Raw genomic sequence first — 16,177 nt, forward strand, 5'->3', positions numbered from 1 at the left:
TTATCTTGATTAAACGTTGACGCTTGTATTGTGTTCAGTTTTCAAAGAACTTTTTTCTCGCCGCCTCTCAAGCGACTTTATAAGTATAACACCCTGAGTAATGTGGGTCAATACTTTTTTTAAAAAACTTTTTTCTAAGATTCGTCTGTTTCCCAACAGCGAAATACTAATATACCATCTCATATAGGATGCTGTCAACTAAAAAAACAAATGGCTATTCCATTTGTTTTTATCATAAGATAAACATATCTATAATTACTAAAGCTGCTATTCCCGGAAGTCCCAGCAAACCTGAAATAGTCGCGGTTACAAAATTAATAGGTACATGTAAATCGATTGTTGTTCCAAAGGCATTTAAGAAAAACAATAATAATGCACCAATCATCACTTTTACAAATAATTGTCCAACTAGGCGAATTGGTTTCAGAGGGGCACCTACGATAAGAACAAGTACTATTAATCCACCTAATATCGAAATTACGACTATTGGCTCCAATTATACTCTCACTCCTTCAAGATAACTTGTACCACTATTGTATGAAGGAATTTTCATTTCAGAACCCCTTATATGTATAAGTAGTTCTAATAATAAAATTAGATGAAAATACATATTGAAGTAATGTATATTTATCATCATAAAGAGACAGTACAATTACCAGCCAGGAATGCATAGATACAAAATTCAAGAGTTCTATATTATTTGGTCGACTTTCATCGTTAAATGCCTTTTTCTATTTAATTAATTTCTAAATCCATGAAAAAGCTCCTACTTCATATAAGTAGGAGCCCTTCTAATCATCATAAATTAACTTTGCGTTTTTTTGCTTCTCTTAATAGAAAGAAATATTTCGTTTCTGCTACTTTAAGTTCATTAAGGATGTCGTCAGAAGGTTCAAAACTCTTTTCAATTAGACTTTTTTGCTTCATCCATTCTTGCTTCGTTAATTGTAGCTGGTGTAAAAGCTTCTCATTGAATTCATTTCGAAGCCAACCCTTCCTTTTAAATAGCATGAAATATCCTCCTTACTTATAATTCGCGACGACCTTCAAGTGCTTTTGATAAAGTCACTTCATCTGCATATTCTAAATCTCCACCTACAGGTAGACCATGTGCGATTCTGGTGATCTTAATCCCTGTTGGTTTTAACAATCTTGAAATATACATAGCAGTAGCTTCTCCCTCAATATTGGGATTAGTCGCTAAAATTACTTCCTGTACTGTATCATCTTGTAGTCGTTTCAATAATTCTGGAATCTTTATGTCTTCTGGTCCTATTCCATCCATTGGTGAAATTGCCCCATGGAGAACATGATATAAACCATTGTATTCCTTCATTTTTTCTAATGCGATAACGTCCTTTGGATCTTGAAGAACACAGATGACACTTTTATCTCTTCGTTCATCCTCACAAATGTAACAAGGATCTTTATCGGTTATATGCCCACAATTTGAACAATATGTGAGATTTCGTTTTGCATTTACTAAAGCTTTTGCGAAATCTAGTACGACATCTTCCTTCATATTTAATACAAAAAAAGCCAGGCGAACGGCTGTTTTCGGACCGATTCCTGGCAATTTCATAAAGCTATCGATTAGCTTTGATATTGGTTCAGGATAGTGCATATCTATCTATTTCCCCTCATTGCCTTTAGAATGGCAGGTTCATTCCTTTAGTGAATTGTCCCATTGTTGAGTTTGTTAGCTCTTCAATTTGTTTTAACGCATCATTTGTAGCTGCAAGTACTAGATCTTGGAGCATTTCGATATCTTCTGGATCAACAACTTCTTCTTTTATAATAACGTCGACAATTTCCTTTTGTCCGTTTGCTTTCACGATTACCATACCGCCACCAGCAGTTCCTTCGACTACCTTTTCAGCTAATTCCTCTTGGGCCTTCGCCATATCCTTTTGCATTTTTTGCATTTGCTTCATCATTTTTTGCATATTTCCCATTCCGCCACCACGCATCATGTGTGTGTCCTCCTTTATTTAACAACTTTAGTTATTCTTTTATTTCAATGAGCTCCGCACCGACAATTTTCATTGCTTCTGTAATGAGAGAATCTTCCTCTTGTTCAGATTCATCATCATCATTGCGCTGCCCTCTGATAAACTCTTCACGAATTTTGCCCCAATCATCATCAGGGACACCAATCATTTCAAATCTCGTCCCGGTAATCTCAGTTAAAATACTTTCGAGATTATCTCGAACATTATTATTATTTTCTGCTGCCATTTTACAATGAATTTCATATTTAAATTTTAACACAAATGCGTCCTTAGATGCTGCAACAGGCTCGCTATCTGTTAATAGAGCAGCATGGGATACTTTATTTTGCTTGCGTAAATGCTCAAGCATGTCTCCCCATTTTGTTTTTAAAAGCTCTAAATTAGTCCGTGTTGCATTTTTTAAGATTTCATTGATTCGACCTACAGGGGTACGATAATTATTTCGAACTGACTTTTGCGGCCGCTTTTCCGTAGATTGATTTGTTGCTTGTGTAGAAATGGCTACACCTTTTTCTTTAATAATCTTCAATTCAGATTCAAGATGAGATATTCTATTCAACAACGTGTCAACCTGTGGCATCGAGGTACCATTTTGTGCACCCTCGATTTGGGTTAACTTAACCAATGCTACTTCAAGGAAAATACGCGGATGGTTTGTCCACTTCATTTCCTGTTGGGCTTGATTAAGGATATCAATGATTTCGTATATTTCATTATTTCCAATGCTTTGAGCCAGCTGAACAAACTCTTCATCTACCATGACCCGCTCTAATACTTCTTCTAGCTGAGGAGCAGTCTGATATAAAAGCATATCCCGATAATAAAAAATGAGGTCTTCAATAAATCGCATTGGATCTTTCCCATGATTCATTAAATCATCTAATGTTTTCAATGCAGTTCGAACATCTTTATCTCGAATTGCATTTACTAAACTTGTTAAAAACGATTGGGACACAGCACCAGTAATTGCTAAAACATCCTCCAAATGAACCGATTCGTCACTAAAGGAAATAGCTTGGTCTAGCAAACTAAGGGCATCACGCATTCCACCTTCAGCTGCTCTAGCAATGACATGTAATGCTGAATCATCTACATTAACCTTTTCCGCTTCAATAATGGTCTTCATTCTTCCGACCATTGCCTGAGATGTAATTCTTCGGAAATCAAAACGTTGGCATCTTGAAATAATGGTTAATGGAATTTTATGTGGTTCAGTTGTAGCTAGAATAAAAATCACATGTCTTGGTGGTTCTTCTAATGTTTTTAACAATGCATTAAAAGCTCCAATTGATAACATATGTACTTCATCAATGATATATACTTTATAGCGTACGACACTTGGAGCATATTTAACCTTATCACGGATATCACGGATTTCATCTACACCATTATTTGATGCAGCATCAATTTCAATTACATCGGAAATTGAGCCATCTGTAATTCCCTTACATGCTGGACATTCATTACAAGGTTCTGAGATCGGCGAGCGCTCACAGTTAACTGCTTTTGCAAAAATTTTTGCAGCACTTGTTTTCCCGGTTCCTCTTGGTCCAGAAAACAGATAAGCATGAGAAAATTTTTCTTGAAGTAGGGCATTTTGCAATGTTTTCGTAATATGTTCTTGTCCAACAACATCTTGAAATGATTGCGGTCTGAAGACACGGTATAATGCTTGATATGCCATGATTTTTGCCCCCCTTCTCTTCTTATCTTTCCTTATTATACAAGAAGTGTGTGAACTGTACAAAAGGAATGTTGAATTCATTTTCCTAAGCATAACAAAAAACCCACTCAAATGAGTGAGTTTTACTTATGGATTAAACTGCCGTGCACCTTCCGTCGAATAGCTACCCCAGGCGTTACCTAAGCAGTTAGCTCGGTTCAGGCAACCCTACGGCACATGGGATGATCCACTTACTGCTGCTTCCTTCCGGACCTGACAGGGTTCGTGGGTTCCCATTGCGTAGGACCCAAACGTCAACACCACTTACTTAGGGCAGACCCTACGATAGACTACCCTCTATGAAGGAATTCGGCCTCGCTAGAGCGGATTGCGAGTACAGGGCACCGCTACCTCCCCGCTTAGCACGGCAAAATTGAAACCATTGTTAAGGTGTCACTTGGACACATTTCTAGTATATATGGTTATTCAGAAAAAATCAACGCAAACCATTTGTAAGTTTTTTCTAGTCCCTTTTCTTCAATTGCTTTTTCTTTTTACGTATCTCCCTAAAAAAGGTACTTAATAACTCACTGCATTCTTCTTCTAAAATGCCAGTTACAACATCTACTTGGTGATTAAAACGCTCATCCTGAAGTAAATTCATTAACGTTCCAGCGCATCCACCTTTCGGATCCCTTGCACCATAGACGACTCTTTTAATTCGCGATAGCACAATGGCACCTGCACACATTGGGCATGGTTCAAGTGTTACATAGAGGGTAGCATTTTCTAATCTCCACGACCCCACTTTTTTACATGCCTCATCGATCGCTAAAAGCTCTGCATGTGCGATTGAACGCTGCTCCGTTTCACGCAAATTATGAGCAGCCCCAATAATCTCGCCATCAAGTACAATTACTGCACCAATTGGCACCTCATTTATTGATTCAGCCTTTTTTGCTTCTTCTATTGCCAATCCCATGTAATATTCATCTTGTTTCATCAAAGAACTCCTTTAAGAGGTTGTTCAAAAAGTCCGGGAAAAATAGCTGTCGAATCTCTTCGTTGGCTCGCTTCTGCGCTGCTCATGTATTAAAAGCATACATTCCGCTGCTCGTAGCTTCGCCGCCTCGACCTTCTCGGCTCTTTTTGTCCTCCTTTTTGAACACGACTTTAAACTATAGTCATTAGTGGTAAGTTGTATGCTAAGGTGTATCTGATTACGAACTTATAAGATTTCTTCATTAATTCAATTTTTCACTCATAAATTGATAAGAGTGTTTATTTATATATTAAAATGAGGAGGTCAAACATGCAAATCCACGTAATCCAGTCCGGACAATCATTATTTGGCATTGCACAGGCTTATGGTACTACTGCCGAAGATATTGTAAAAGCAAACCAACTTCCTAATCCTAATCAATTAGTAATTGGGCAAGCCATTGTCATTCCTATTGTAGGACAATTTTATTGGGTCCAACCGGGAGATAGTCTCTGGTCGATTGCCAATAAATTTGGAGTGAACTATCAACAATTAGCACAGATAAATGGAATATCCGCTACACACCCACTTAACATTGGTCTTCGTTTATACATCCCACCAAGACAAAAACGAAATGCTGAATTTAATGCATATGTAGAACCATTGGGATCAAGTGTTAGTCCAGCACTTGAAAGAAGTGCTAGAGAAGCCGCCCCTTATTTAACGTATCTTGCTCCTTTTAGTTTTCGAATTCAACGGGATGGTTCTTTAAAAGAACCCTTGTTGAACAACTTTCCAAGTATTGCAAAAGCACAAAATGTAACATTAATGATGGTTGTCTCAAATATTGAAAACGATCAATTTAGTGATGAATTAGGAAAAATTATTTTAACTAATCAAGATGTGCAAAATAGACTGTTAAATAATATCGTACGAACAGCAAAAAAATATGGCTTCCGTGATATTCATTTTGATATGGAGTATTTACGTCCAGAGGATAGAGAGGCATACAATGCATTTTTAAGAAAAGCTAAGCAACGTTTTAAACAAGAAGGTTGGTTGCTTTCAACAGCACTAGCACCGAAAACAAGTGCAACCCAAAAAGGACGCTGGTATGAGGCACATGATTATCGGGCACATGGGGAAATTGTCGACTTTGTCGTAATAATGACCTATGAATGGGGCTATAGTGGTGGTCCTGCAATGCCCGTATCACCAATTGGTCCCGTTCGTGATGTACTTGAATATGCTATAACAGAAATGCCGGCTTCAAAAATTATGATGGGTCAAAATTTGTATGGATATGATTGGACCTTACCTTTTGTAGAAGGTGGTCAGTATGCAAAAGCAGTAAGTCCGCAGCGTGCAATCCAAATTGCTGCAGAAAACAATGTTCCCATTCTATATGATACAAAAGCTCAGGCACCACATTTTAATTATACGGCTAATGGTAAGGACCATACGGTATGGTTTGAAGATGCACGTAGTATTCAAGCAAAATTTGACTTAGTAAAGGAACTAAATATCCGCGGGGTAAGCTATTGGAAGCTCGGTTTGCCCTTCCCACAAAATTGGTTATTAATTACAGATAACTTTCATGTAACGAAAAGATAATGTATGTATAAAGAACTCAAGAGCTGAGTTCTTTTTTTTTCGACAATATGTAACAATCTTAGCCCTTCCTGTGATAAAATAATGCTTATCTGTTAATTTTTTGGATATTAGATAAAGTTCTTATTGAACGCGCATATAAAGGGGGAAACGAGATGAGCAGGATACCTTTTATTACAGTAGAGGGTCCGATTGGTGTTGGTAAAACCTCACTCGCTAAAGCAATTTCTGATCATTTTCAATTTTCCCTATTAAAGGAAATTGTAGATGAGAATCCTTTCTTAGGGAAATTTTATGACAATATTGATGAGTGGAGCTTTCAAACAGAGATGTTCTTTCTCTGCAATCGTTATAAACAGCTTGAAGACATTAATGAGCTATATTTAAAAAAGGATATGCCAGTTGCTGCTGATTATCATATTTTTAAAAATTTAATCTTTGCTAGTCGTACATTAAAAGACCAACAATATCAAAAATATTTACAAATCTATGATATTTTAACAAAGGATATGCCCGTTCCGAATGTCGTAATCTACTTGCACGCAAGTCTTGATACATTATTAGAAAGAATTAAAATGCGTGGGAGAGATATTGAAAAAAATATTGATCCATCTTATTTAAGTCAGCTTTCATTTGATTATGAACAGTCGATGGATCAATTTGAAAAAACTCATCCAGACATACCAGTTATCAGATTTAATGGTGACGAGCTCGATTTTGTCCAAAATAAAGATGATCTCAAATTGATTTTAACAAAAGTCGAAGAAACCATACATGTAAAAGGAGTCAAGAATAATGAATTTGCGTAATAAATATGATATTCCCAGCAATTCTGTTATAACGATTGCAGGTACAGTTGGTGTTGGAAAATCAACAATGACGAAAGCATTAGCAAATGCACTTGGTTTTAGAACTTCTTTTGAAAAGGTGGATACAAATCCCTATCTTGATCGCTTTTATGCTGATTTTAATCGTTGGAGCTTTCATCTACAAATCTACTTCCTAGCTGAGCGTTTCAAGGAGCAGAAGAAAATCTTTGAGTATGGTGGAGGGTTTATCCAAGACCGATCAATTTATGAAGATACAGGGATATTTGCAAAAATGCATTATGAAAAAGGGACAATGGATCCAGTTGATTATGAAACATATACAAATTTATTTGATGCGATGGTCATGACTCCTTACTTCCCACACCCAAACCTTCTTATTTATTTGGAAGGTAGCCTGGATGATATTATCGCGCGGATTCAGGAACGCGGAAGACCGATGGAGCAGCAAACCCCGACTTCGTATTGGGAAGAGATGCATGAGCGTTATGAAAAATGGATCAATAACTTCAATGCATGTCCTGTACTACGTCTGAACATCAATGAGTATGATATTGTTGATGAAGAACAATCAATTGAACCGATTATTGAAAAAATATCACATTTCATTCATCAAACAGAATTACTAAAAAAATAATGTTTCTTCCTCCTTTAGGCTGATTGCTTAAAGGTTTTTTTATTTATTTCAAAGCATAAAAAAACTCGCTACCAGATGGCAACGAGTTTCTATCTCCAATATTTTATGCGCTAATATTTGAAATATGGCGGAGGAAGAGGGATTCGAACCCCCGCGGGCTTTAACACCCCTGTCGGTTTTCAAGACCGATCCCTTCAGCCGGACTTGGGTATTCCTCCGTATCGACAAGAATTAATATAACACATTTGAAAATAACTTGTCAACGAAATTTAAAACTTTTTTTGATGACCAAGATTTTTATCAATCTTGGCCATCATTTTATCCATCTTTTACTTAATTATTTCACGATTTCCCATATACGGACGAAGAACCTCAGGAATAACAACAGAGCCATCTTCTTGTTGGTAATTTTCTAAGATTGCCGCTACAGTTCTTCCAATTGCAAGACCAGATCCATTTAATGTGTGAACATGTTCTGGTTTTGCGTCACGTTCTCTACGGAAGCGAATGTTTGCTCTTCTCGCTTGGAACGCTTCGAAGTTACTACATGAAGAAATTTCACGATAGGTGCCATAGCTTGGAATCCAAACTTCAATATCATATTTCTTAGCAGCCGTAAATCCAAGGTCAGCACTGCACATGCTTAACACACGATATGGTAAGCCTAATAATTGAAGAACCTTCTCTGCATTTGCTGTTAAGTCTTCAAGCTCTTGATAAGAATCCTCTGGTTTTACAAACTTCACAAGCTCAACTTTATTAAATTGATGCTGACGAATCAAACCACGTGTATCCCTTCCAGCTGAACCCGCTTCTGAACGGAAGCAAGCACTAAATGCTGCATATTTAATCGGGAGTTCCTCACTAGATAATATCTCATCACGATGAAGATTAGTGACAGGAACCTCTGCAGTAGGAATTAAAAAATAATCCTCACTTTCAATTCGGAACGCATCCTCTTCAAATTTTGGCAATTGGCCTGTACCAGTCATACTCGCACGATTAACGATATATGGTGGGATTACCTCTTCATAGCCATGATTTTCAACATGTAGGTCAAGCATGAAATTATATAATGCTCTTTCAAGACGTGCACCTAAGCCTTTGTAAAATACAAAGCGACTACCTGTTACTTTCCCTGCACGTTCAAAATCTAGAATTTTAAGATTGTCAGCAACCTCCCAATGAGGCTTTGCCTCAAATGCAAACTCAGGCAGTTCCCCCCATTTACGGATTTCTACATTATCATCTTCAGTTTCCCCAATCGGAACACTTTCATGAGGGATATTTGGAATTGAGAGCATTAAATTTTCTAATGTTTCCTCGACACCCTTTAATTCATTATCTAAAACTTTAACCCGATCTCCTACTTCACGCATCTCCGTGATAAGTTGATCTGCATCTTTCTTCTCACGTTTTAAGGCTGCGATTTCTGCAGACACTTCATTTCGTCTACTTTTTAACTCTTCTGTCTTAGCAATTAACTCACGACGTTTGCTATCTAATTCCTCAAATCGCCCAAGGTCAGTTAAATCCTCACCACGACATTGTAACCTCTGTTTTACTTCTTCAAAATTGGTACGTAATAACTTAATATCAAGCATTATAAAAAGCCTCCTTTAAAATATAAAAAACCCTCATCCCAATGAAGGGACGAGAGTTACCCGCGTTACCACCCTAGTTGAAGACACAAATGTATCCTCCTCTTGATAAGATAACGGATTTACCGAAAATACCTAGTTACATACAAAATGATTTCAGTATTTTACTCAAGGATGGATTCACATGCTTTTTTCATCGGTTCACACCAACCACCGACTCTCTTAAGAAAAAGAACAAGCTACTAGTTCCTATCATAGATTTCATCATATTAATTTGTATTGTCATTCATCATGTACTATAAGTTTTACCATGTTTCAATGGTTTATGCAAGATTTTTCCCACTTGCTTCCTTAACCATTTTAACAAAATAAGCTGTTAAGCGATGATCATCTGTTAATTCAGGGTGAAAGGAGCAGCTTAAAAATTGCCCTTCCCTTGCTGCTACAATTCGACCATTGTGCTTTGCTAATATTTCAACATTCTCACCAGCTTCAATGATATGTGGCGCACGAATGAAAACACCGATAAAGTCATCTGCTACATCAGGGATCATAAGCTCTGCTTCAAAGCTTTCTCGCTGACGGCCAAATGAATTACGCTCCACTGTAACACTCATTAACCCTAAGTGTGGTTGCTCATAGCCTACAATTTTTTTAGCTAATAAAATAAGTCCTGCACATGTGCCAAACATAGGCTTCCCCGTTTTTGCAAATTCACGTAAAGGATCCATAAAATGATATTTATCAATCAGTCGACGGATTGTCGTACTTTCTCCCCCTGGAAGGATTAATCCATCCAGTTCTTCCAATTGTTCAACTCTTTTTACAACGACTGCTTCTGCACCAGACGCCTCGATAGAGTCAACATGCTCACGTACTGCACCTTGAAGTCCTAATACCCCTATTTTAACCATATTTCACTTACCATCCACGTTCTTGCATACGTTGTTCTGGAGACAATGAAGAAATTTCAATTCCTTTCATCGGGCTTCCTAATCCTTTTGAAAGACTAGCAATAAGCTCATAATCAGTGAAATGTGTTGTTGCTTCAACAATAGCACGTGCAAATTTTGCTGGATTGTCCGATTTAAAAATCCCTGAACCTACGAATACACCATCAGCACCAAGCTGCATCATTAACGCAGCATCTGCTGGTGTCGCCACACCACCTGCAGCAAAATTTACAACAGGCAAACGCCCTTCATTTTTGATTTGAAGCAATAATTCAAATGGAGCTCCTAAGTTTTTTGCTTCAGTCATTAATTCATCTACACTCATGTTAACGACTTTTCTTACTTGTGCATTTACCTTTCTCATATGACGCACTGCTTCAACAATATTACCTGTCCCTGGTTCGCCCTTCGTACGTAGCATAGAAGCACCTTCGGCAATTCGACGAGTTGCTTCCCCTAAATCACGACAACCACAAACAAATGGTACTGTGTAATCACGTTTATTTAAATGAAATTCTTCATCAGCTGGTGTTAATACTTCACTCTCGTCTATGTAATCAACGCCCATAGCTTCTAACACTTTCGCTTCAACGATATGACCAATACGCGCCTTCGCCATAACTGGAATCGTCACAGCATTCATTACTTGTTCAACGATTGTTGGATCTGCCATTCTTGCAACTCCACCAGCAGCACGAATATCACTCGGAACGCGTTCTAGTGCCATTACGGCAACTGCGCCTGCTTCCTCAGCAATTTTTGCCTGCTCTGCATTGACAACGTCCATAATTACGCCGCCCTTTTGCATTTCAGCCATTCCACGTTTTACACGATCTGTACCTGTATTTGCCATAACGAATCCCCCAATATGCTAATAAATTTCAGCACTCTTTTTTTTAGTTAATTTATTTTTCTTACTACTATCTCTATTAACCCTGTTAGAGTACTTGTTCATCATTTTACCTTAATTTTTACAGAATTCATATTATTATTATCAAATTAATATGAAATAAATAAAAACTCCCTATCAATTGATAGGGAGCAACTACTGTTAAAACCAACCTTTTACTGCGTTTGCAATACTTGACCAAATATCACTGAAAAACCCACCAATACCTCTAAGCATTAAAACAAACCAGTTAGTTTTCTCAACGTCTTTTTTTATTACAAGGTCTGCTTGAATAACATCTTCTTTACCTTGAGTGATAAATTTAATTTCTCCATCACCTTTATACGTGATCTTCATGGTACCGACCTTATCACCTTTTTTAATCGGCGCCGTTATTTCATTATCTTTAGATACGAGTTTTTTATCATAAACGTATGATGCCTCATATAAAGATTTATCTTCACCTTTTCTAATCAGGATAGATATAGGTTTATTTGTTACAACTTCAACTTCTTTTTCTTTCCCTTTTAGAACTTTAAGTTCTTCTTTACCCTTCATTTGGTAGCCTTTTGGGAAAATTTCAACCTTCTCAAAATTATTGAAACCGTAATCTAGAAGTTTCTTTGTTTCAACAAATCGTGGAGCATCTTTTTCTACATTCGTATGCATAATAACCGTTATTAGCCTCTTGCCATTTCTTACAGCAGTACCTGTAAAGCATTTTCCTGCTGGGCCCGTGTAACCTGTTTTTAACCCATCCATACCTTCATAATAGTATGGAACAAAATTAGGTGATTCTGCTGGGTCATGTTTTAACATCCAATTGTAATTGTTTAATTTTTTTCCTTCAAACGTTATTTGTGGAATACTTGAGTGCTCTAGTGCTTCAGGATAATCTTTTATTAAGCTATAAGCTAATAGAGCAACTGATTCTGCTGATAGAATATTATCCCCATTTGGATCTCTTCCGTCCGGATAGACATCTTCTAGCATTTGATTTGTTAATCCTGTACTATTCGCAAAATGATAATCTGGTAGACCCAGTTCAGCCGCTTTATCATTCATCATTTTCACAAAATTAGTTTCTGTACCACCTACTAATTCAGCTAATGTAATTGTCGCTGCATTATCAGAGTAGATTGCCATTGCATTGTATAAATCTTCAACAATATATGGCTTATTTTGTGTTAAGCCTGCGCCTGAAAATCCATTACTTGGATCTGAGATTGCAAATGCATAATCACTAACAGTAGTCGTATCATTCCAAGAAATTTTCCCTTTATTGATAGCCTCTAACACGAGGTATTCTGTCATCATCTTTGTCATACTTGCAATTGGTGCAGCAACATCTGCATTTTTTTCAAAGAGTACTCTACCTGTATCACCATCTATTAAAATAGCATATTTTGCATCTATCTCTGGGGCCAATGCCTCTGCTTGAACAGTTATATATGAGTTACTAAAAATTGATAACAAAAAAATTGCTATCAAACTAATAATCAATTTTTTTTGTAATTGTTTCTTCACATTTTAAACCTCCAACATCGTTTTACACACAGGAAATATTTTATCATAGTATCATGAAAAAAAATAGACAGAGTACCTGACTCTATCTACCACTTTATATAATTACTGCCAATGGTTCTTTTTAAGCTAATGAATAATTAGGAGCTTCTTTCGTAATTTGAACGTCATGTGGATGACTTTCACGTAAGCCTGCACCTGTCATTCGAATGAATTGAGAGTTTTCTCTAAGTTCTTCTAGGTCCCTTGTACCACAATAGCCCATGCCTGAACGAATGCCGCCAATTAATTGATAAATTGTATCAGAAAGTGGCCCTTTATAAGGGAGACGTCCTTCGATACCCTCTGGAACAAATTTTTTATTGTCCTCTTGGAAGTAGCGGTCCTTACTTCCCTTTTCCATGGCTGACACAGACCCCATACCACGATATACTTTGAAACGACGTCCTTGGAAGATTTCTGTTTCACCAGGACTTTCTGAAACACCTGCTAAAAGACTACCAAGCATGACCACATGACCACCAGCTGCAAGAGCCTTCACAATATCACCAGAATACTTAATACCACCATCTGCAATAATGGACACACCATGTTTTCTTGCTTCTGTTGCACAATCATATACTGCAGTAATCTGTGGCACACCAACACCAGCAACAATACGAGTCGTACAAATTGATCCAGGTCCGATTCCTACCTTGACAACATTGGCCCCAGCTTCAATCAGTGCACGAGTTGCTTCTGCAGTAGCAACATTACCCGCGATAATATTTAAGCTTGGATATTGATTTCTAATCAATCGAACTGTATCCAACACTCCTGCAGAGTGGCCGTGAGCAGTATCAACAACAATTACATCGACACATGCTGCCACTAACTTTTCAACACGGACCATTGTATCTTTTGTTACACCTACTGCAGCTCCAACTAACAATCTGCCATGTGCATCTTTTGCGGAATTTGGAAATTCAATAACCTTTTCAATATCCTTAATTGTGATAAGTCCCTTTAATACTCCTTCAGTATCTACTAAAGGTAACTTTTCGATTTTATGTTTTTGTAGAATCTTCTCAGCCTGTTCTAATGTCGTACCAACAGGTGCTGTAACAAGATTCTCTTTTGTCATTACATCAGAAATTTGAATGGAATAGTCTTGAATGAAACGAAGGTCACGGTTAGTAAGAATACCAACTAATTTTTGCTCTTGTGGATTATTAACAATTGGTACACCTGAAATTCGATACTTGCTCATCAAATGTTCAGCATCAAATACTTGGTGGTCAGGAGTTAGGAAAAATGGATCAGATATAACACCACTTTCAGAACGCTTAACTTTATCAACCTGTTCTGCTTGTTGTTCGATGGACATATTTTTATGGATAATCCCAAGTCCACCTTGACGAGCCATCGCAATTGCCATTTCAGCCTCTGTAACAGTATCCATTCCAGCACTAATGATTGGAATATTTAGCTTAAGTGTACTTGTTAATTCAACAGAAAGATTGACATCCTTCGGTAGTACCTCAGATTTTGCTGGTACTAATAACACATCATCAAACGTTAAACCTTCTTTAGCAAACTTTGTTTCCCACATGTAATAATCCCCCTTCAAATAAAAATATTATTAGTAGATTAACAACTGGGTAAAATACTGTCAAGGAAGTAAGGATATGTTAGATAATTCAGATGTTTCAAATACCCAGTCCCTTATTTTATGTCCTAATTATTACCTGGAGGTTAATGGTTTGTTAGATCACCGTTTTATTTGGCAATCATTTAATGCATTACATGCTGCAAATACAACTCAGCGTTTACTTTACAAGTGCTATAAGAAGGCCCCCATTCAAGATGCTGAAAAGAAAAGCTATGAAAACAGCTACCCTTTTATCTACTACCTTGAACATGGTCAAAATTACTATAAGCTTGCTGAAAATGCGCCATTATCAATAAAACCAGTACTATTATTTTATGGCATGGTTCAATTATTAAAAGCATGTCTATTAACGGTTGACCCACAATACCCAGAATCAACATCTGTTTTGGCTCATGGTGTATCCACGAGAAAAAGAAAAAAGCAAAGCTATGAATTTTTCCATGACGAAGTAAAGGTTCAAAAAAACGGTTTATTTTCACACTTTTCAAATCAAATGTTTCATATTAGGCAAATTGAAGGCGAGAAACTATCAATGGGGCAGCTTTTAAAACGAATTCCTGAATTACATAATTTGTTCTCCTTACATTTTCAAAAAGACCTATATATAAAAACTCCTTTAAAAGATAAGTCGACCTTTATAATCCCAAATGAGACTTTGGATGCCTATCATATGACATCGCAAAGACTTTTGAGTTTTATTGAATCTACCATTCCATTTGGGACTATTTATATTGAAAGTGAAGAAATATTCTTATCGTTGGATACTAATAGTAACCTATTACCGCTTACTAGCTCACCCTTATTATTTCACCTATACGAAGGAGAGTTTTATTTACCAAGGGAACGCGAACTCTTAACGATATTTCCAGAAGTAATGGTTCATTATTTAATACTCTATAATTTGAGTATGATTTCTAGATATGAAACAGAGTGGTGGAGTGAACTCCTTCATACATACTCTAGCAATGATTATCCTTTTATTAGACAATTTTTAGCAATATCAGCTGACAAAGTGCCTTATTTACTTTATTTATTTTTGAAAGGGAAGATTAAGGGTGATTAATACAGGCTTATTTGTTTGCAATTTACCTCGGTTGGGGGCGTTAAACCATCGAATAATTTGATTATATAATATGGTTTTTAAAGCACGGAAAGTTAACTTTTGCTGGTTGGGATTGGTGAGGTACTTATTGGATCCATTCTAAATTTATTTAAGGTAATTATCCTCTAGGTGGGTGGGTGGATTTTCGTTAACGTGCATTTATTTCGGCTATCGTGCATATAATTTTGCTAGCGCACATATATTTGGATTATCACGCATATCATCTAATTAACGAGCATAACATGATTTTTTCGTGCATTAATCCAAAATATCATGCATATCGGATATTTTAGTCTAACCACATACTCTGAAAATAGATTCAAATCCAATATTTTAGTGGAATACATACACTTCTACCTGCGGATTACTTCAATTTGAAGCGAAAACACCTTGTTTTCAAACTATAATATGGTTTTTAAAGCACGGAAGGTTAACTTTTGCTGGTTGGGTTTGGTGATGTACTTATTGGATCGGATCTTATTTATGTTGGATGTTTATACTCGGTGGGCTGGTTTTCGTTAACGTGCATTTATTTCAGCTATCGTGCATATAATTTTGCTAGCGCACATATATTTGGATTATCACGCATTTCTTCTAATGTACGAGCATATCAACTTTTTATCGTGCATTTACCTAGAATATCGTGCATATCGGGTAATTTAGACTTGCTACATACTCTGAAAATAGATTTGAATCCAATATTTTAGTGGAATACATACACTTCT

General features: G+C 36.8%; 15 protein-coding genes, 1 tRNA gene, 1 other RNA gene and 1 other annotated feature. Of the genes, 4 read left to right on the forward strand and 13 right to left on the reverse strand.

Annotated features, from left to right (window positions below; translation table 11 throughout):
- Nucleotides 1-232: 232 nt before the first annotated feature.
- The 7 genes from MJG50_RS21150 to tadA all read right to left on the reverse strand — a co-directional run bounded on the left by MJG50_RS21150 (nt 233) and on the right by tadA (nt 4,678).
- The gene (locus MJG50_RS21150; protein ID WP_240257767.1) at nt 233-496 is read right to left on the reverse strand and encodes a pro-sigmaK processing inhibitor BofA family protein; all 264 of its coding nucleotides are present in this window, start codon (nt 494-496) and stop codon (nt 233-235) included.
- Between the two features lie 302 nt (nt 497-798).
- On the reverse strand, nt 799-1,011 hold the full coding sequence (locus tag MJG50_RS21155) for a YaaL family protein (RefSeq protein ID WP_240257768.1): 213 nt from the start codon (nt 1,009-1,011) through the stop codon (nt 799-801).
- A 16-nt stretch (nt 1,012-1,027) separates the two neighbouring features.
- The gene (gene recR, locus MJG50_RS21160; protein ID WP_240257769.1) at nt 1,028-1,624 is read right to left on the reverse strand and encodes a recombination mediator RecR; all 597 of its coding nucleotides are present in this window, start codon (nt 1,622-1,624) and stop codon (nt 1,028-1,030) included.
- 25 nt (nt 1,625-1,649) lie between these two features.
- Nucleotides 1,650-1,970 (reverse strand): YbaB/EbfC family nucleoid-associated protein, encoded by a 321-nt coding sequence (locus tag MJG50_RS21165; RefSeq protein ID WP_240257781.1) that lies wholly within the window; start codon nt 1,968-1,970, stop codon nt 1,650-1,652.
- Nucleotides 1,971-2,004: 34 nt separating this feature from the next.
- On the reverse strand, nt 2,005-3,696 hold the full coding sequence (dnaX, locus tag MJG50_RS21170) for a DNA polymerase III subunit gamma/tau (RefSeq protein WP_240257770.1): 1,692 nt from the start codon (nt 3,694-3,696) through the stop codon (nt 2,005-2,007).
- 141 nt (nt 3,697-3,837) lie between these two features.
- Nucleotides 3,838-4,103: signal recognition particle sRNA large type (gene ffs, locus MJG50_RS21175), an RNA gene on the reverse strand.
- 95 nt (nt 4,104-4,198) lie between these two features.
- Complete coding sequence (gene tadA / locus MJG50_RS21180; RefSeq protein WP_240257771.1) at nt 4,199-4,678, reverse strand: tRNA adenosine(34) deaminase TadA; 480 nt, start codon at nt 4,676-4,678, stop codon at nt 4,199-4,201.
- A 309-nt stretch (nt 4,679-4,987) separates the two neighbouring features.
- On the opposite strand from tadA, the gene MJG50_RS21185 reads away from it, so the two are divergent.
- The 3 genes from MJG50_RS21185 (at nt 4,988) to MJG50_RS21195 (ending at nt 7,732) form a co-directional block, all read left to right on the forward strand.
- Nucleotides 4,988-6,271: a glycosyl hydrolase family 18 protein gene (locus tag MJG50_RS21185; RefSeq protein ID WP_240257772.1), complete on the forward strand. Its 1,284-nt coding sequence runs from the start codon at nt 4,988-4,990 to the stop codon at nt 6,269-6,271.
- Nucleotides 6,272-6,423: 152 nt separating this feature from the next.
- A complete protein-coding gene (locus tag MJG50_RS21190) occupies nt 6,424-7,077 on the forward strand; it encodes a deoxynucleoside kinase (protein WP_240257773.1) in 654 nt (217 codons plus the stop codon).
- Entirely contained in the window at nt 7,064-7,732 is a 669-nt protein-coding gene (locus tag MJG50_RS21195) for a deoxynucleoside kinase (RefSeq protein WP_240257774.1), read from the forward strand. The genes MJG50_RS21190 and MJG50_RS21195 overlap by 14 nt, the downstream gene beginning before the upstream one ends.
- 125 nt (nt 7,733-7,857) lie before the next feature.
- Here the strand turns inward: MJG50_RS21195 and MJG50_RS21200 are convergent.
- From MJG50_RS21200 to guaB, 6 genes are all read right to left on the reverse strand, one after another.
- Nucleotides 7,858-7,950 (reverse strand) — tRNA-Ser (locus tag MJG50_RS21200).
- Between the two features lie 111 nt (nt 7,951-8,061).
- Nucleotides 8,062-9,336, reverse strand: a complete 1,275-nt coding sequence (gene serS / locus MJG50_RS21205) for a serine--tRNA ligase (RefSeq protein ID WP_240257775.1) — start codon at nt 9,334-9,336, stop codon at nt 8,062-8,064.
- Nucleotides 9,337-9,378: 42 nt separating this feature from the next.
- Nucleotides 9,379-9,598 (reverse strand) — a binding site (T-box leader).
- A 58-nt stretch (nt 9,599-9,656) separates the two neighbouring features.
- Entirely contained in the window at nt 9,657-10,247 is a 591-nt protein-coding gene (gene pdxT / locus MJG50_RS21210; RefSeq protein ID WP_240257776.1) for a pyridoxal 5'-phosphate synthase glutaminase subunit PdxT, read from the reverse strand.
- A gap of 7 nt (nt 10,248-10,254) precedes the next feature.
- The gene (pdxS, locus tag MJG50_RS21215) at nt 10,255-11,139 is read right to left on the reverse strand and encodes a pyridoxal 5'-phosphate synthase lyase subunit PdxS (RefSeq protein WP_240257777.1); all 885 of its coding nucleotides are present in this window, start codon (nt 11,137-11,139) and stop codon (nt 10,255-10,257) included.
- A gap of 198 nt (nt 11,140-11,337) precedes the next feature.
- Nucleotides 11,338-12,702 carry a D-alanyl-D-alanine carboxypeptidase family protein gene (locus MJG50_RS21220; protein ID WP_240257778.1) on the reverse strand — a complete coding sequence of 455 codons (1,365 nt, stop codon included), beginning with the start codon at nt 12,700-12,702 and terminating at the stop codon, nt 11,338-11,340.
- Nucleotides 12,703-12,823: 121 nt separating this feature from the next.
- Nucleotides 12,824-14,290 (reverse strand): IMP dehydrogenase, encoded by a 1,467-nt coding sequence (gene guaB, locus MJG50_RS21225; RefSeq protein ID WP_240257779.1) that lies wholly within the window; start codon nt 14,288-14,290, stop codon nt 12,824-12,826.
- Between the two features lie 151 nt (nt 14,291-14,441).
- Between guaB and MJG50_RS21230 the strand changes: the two genes are divergently transcribed.
- Nucleotides 14,442-15,413, forward strand: a complete 972-nt coding sequence (locus MJG50_RS21230; RefSeq protein WP_431307313.1) for a YaaC family protein — start codon at nt 14,442-14,444, stop codon at nt 15,411-15,413.
- Nucleotides 15,414-16,177: the final 764 nt, after the last annotated feature.

Origin of the sequence: Fredinandcohnia quinoae (assembly GCF_022427965.1) — a bacterium.
Classification (GTDB): Bacteria; Bacillota; Bacilli; order Bacillales; family Bacillaceae_L; genus Ferdinandcohnia; species Ferdinandcohnia quinoae.

Coding starts and splice junctions, on each gene's coding strand:
- MJG50_RS21155 (WP_240257768.1), bottom strand. CDS start 1,011: ATGCTATTTAAAAGGAAGGGTTGGCTTCGAAATGAATTCAATGAGAAG.
- recR (WP_240257769.1), bottom strand. CDS start 1,624: ATGCACTATCCTGAACCAATATCAAAGCTAATCGATAGCTTTATGAAA.
- MJG50_RS21165 (WP_240257781.1), bottom strand. CDS start 1,970: ATGCGTGGTGGCGGAATGGGAAATATGCAAAAAATGATGAAGCAAATG.
- dnaX (WP_240257770.1), bottom strand. CDS start 3,696: ATGGCATATCAAGCATTATACCGTGTCTTCAGACCGCAATCATTTCAA.
- tadA (WP_240257771.1), bottom strand. CDS start 4,678: ATGAAACAAGATGAATATTACATGGGATTGGCAATAGAAGAAGCAAAA.
- MJG50_RS21185 (WP_240257772.1), top strand. CDS start 4,988: ATGCAAATCCACGTAATCCAGTCCGGACAATCATTATTTGGCATTGCA.
- MJG50_RS21190 (WP_240257773.1), top strand. CDS start 6,424: ATGAGCAGGATACCTTTTATTACAGTAGAGGGTCCGATTGGTGTTGGT.
- MJG50_RS21195 (WP_240257774.1), top strand. CDS start 7,064: ATGAATTTGCGTAATAAATATGATATTCCCAGCAATTCTGTTATAACG.
- serS (WP_240257775.1), bottom strand. CDS start 9,336: ATGCTTGATATTAAGTTATTACGTACCAATTTTGAAGAAGTAAAACAG.
- pdxT (WP_240257776.1), bottom strand. CDS start 10,247: ATGGTTAAAATAGGGGTATTAGGACTTCAAGGTGCAGTACGTGAGCAT.
- pdxS (WP_240257777.1), bottom strand. CDS start 11,139: ATGGCAAATACAGGTACAGATCGTGTAAAACGTGGAATGGCTGAAATG.
- guaB (WP_240257779.1), bottom strand. CDS start 14,290: ATGTGGGAAACAAAGTTTGCTAAAGAAGGTTTAACGTTTGATGATGTG.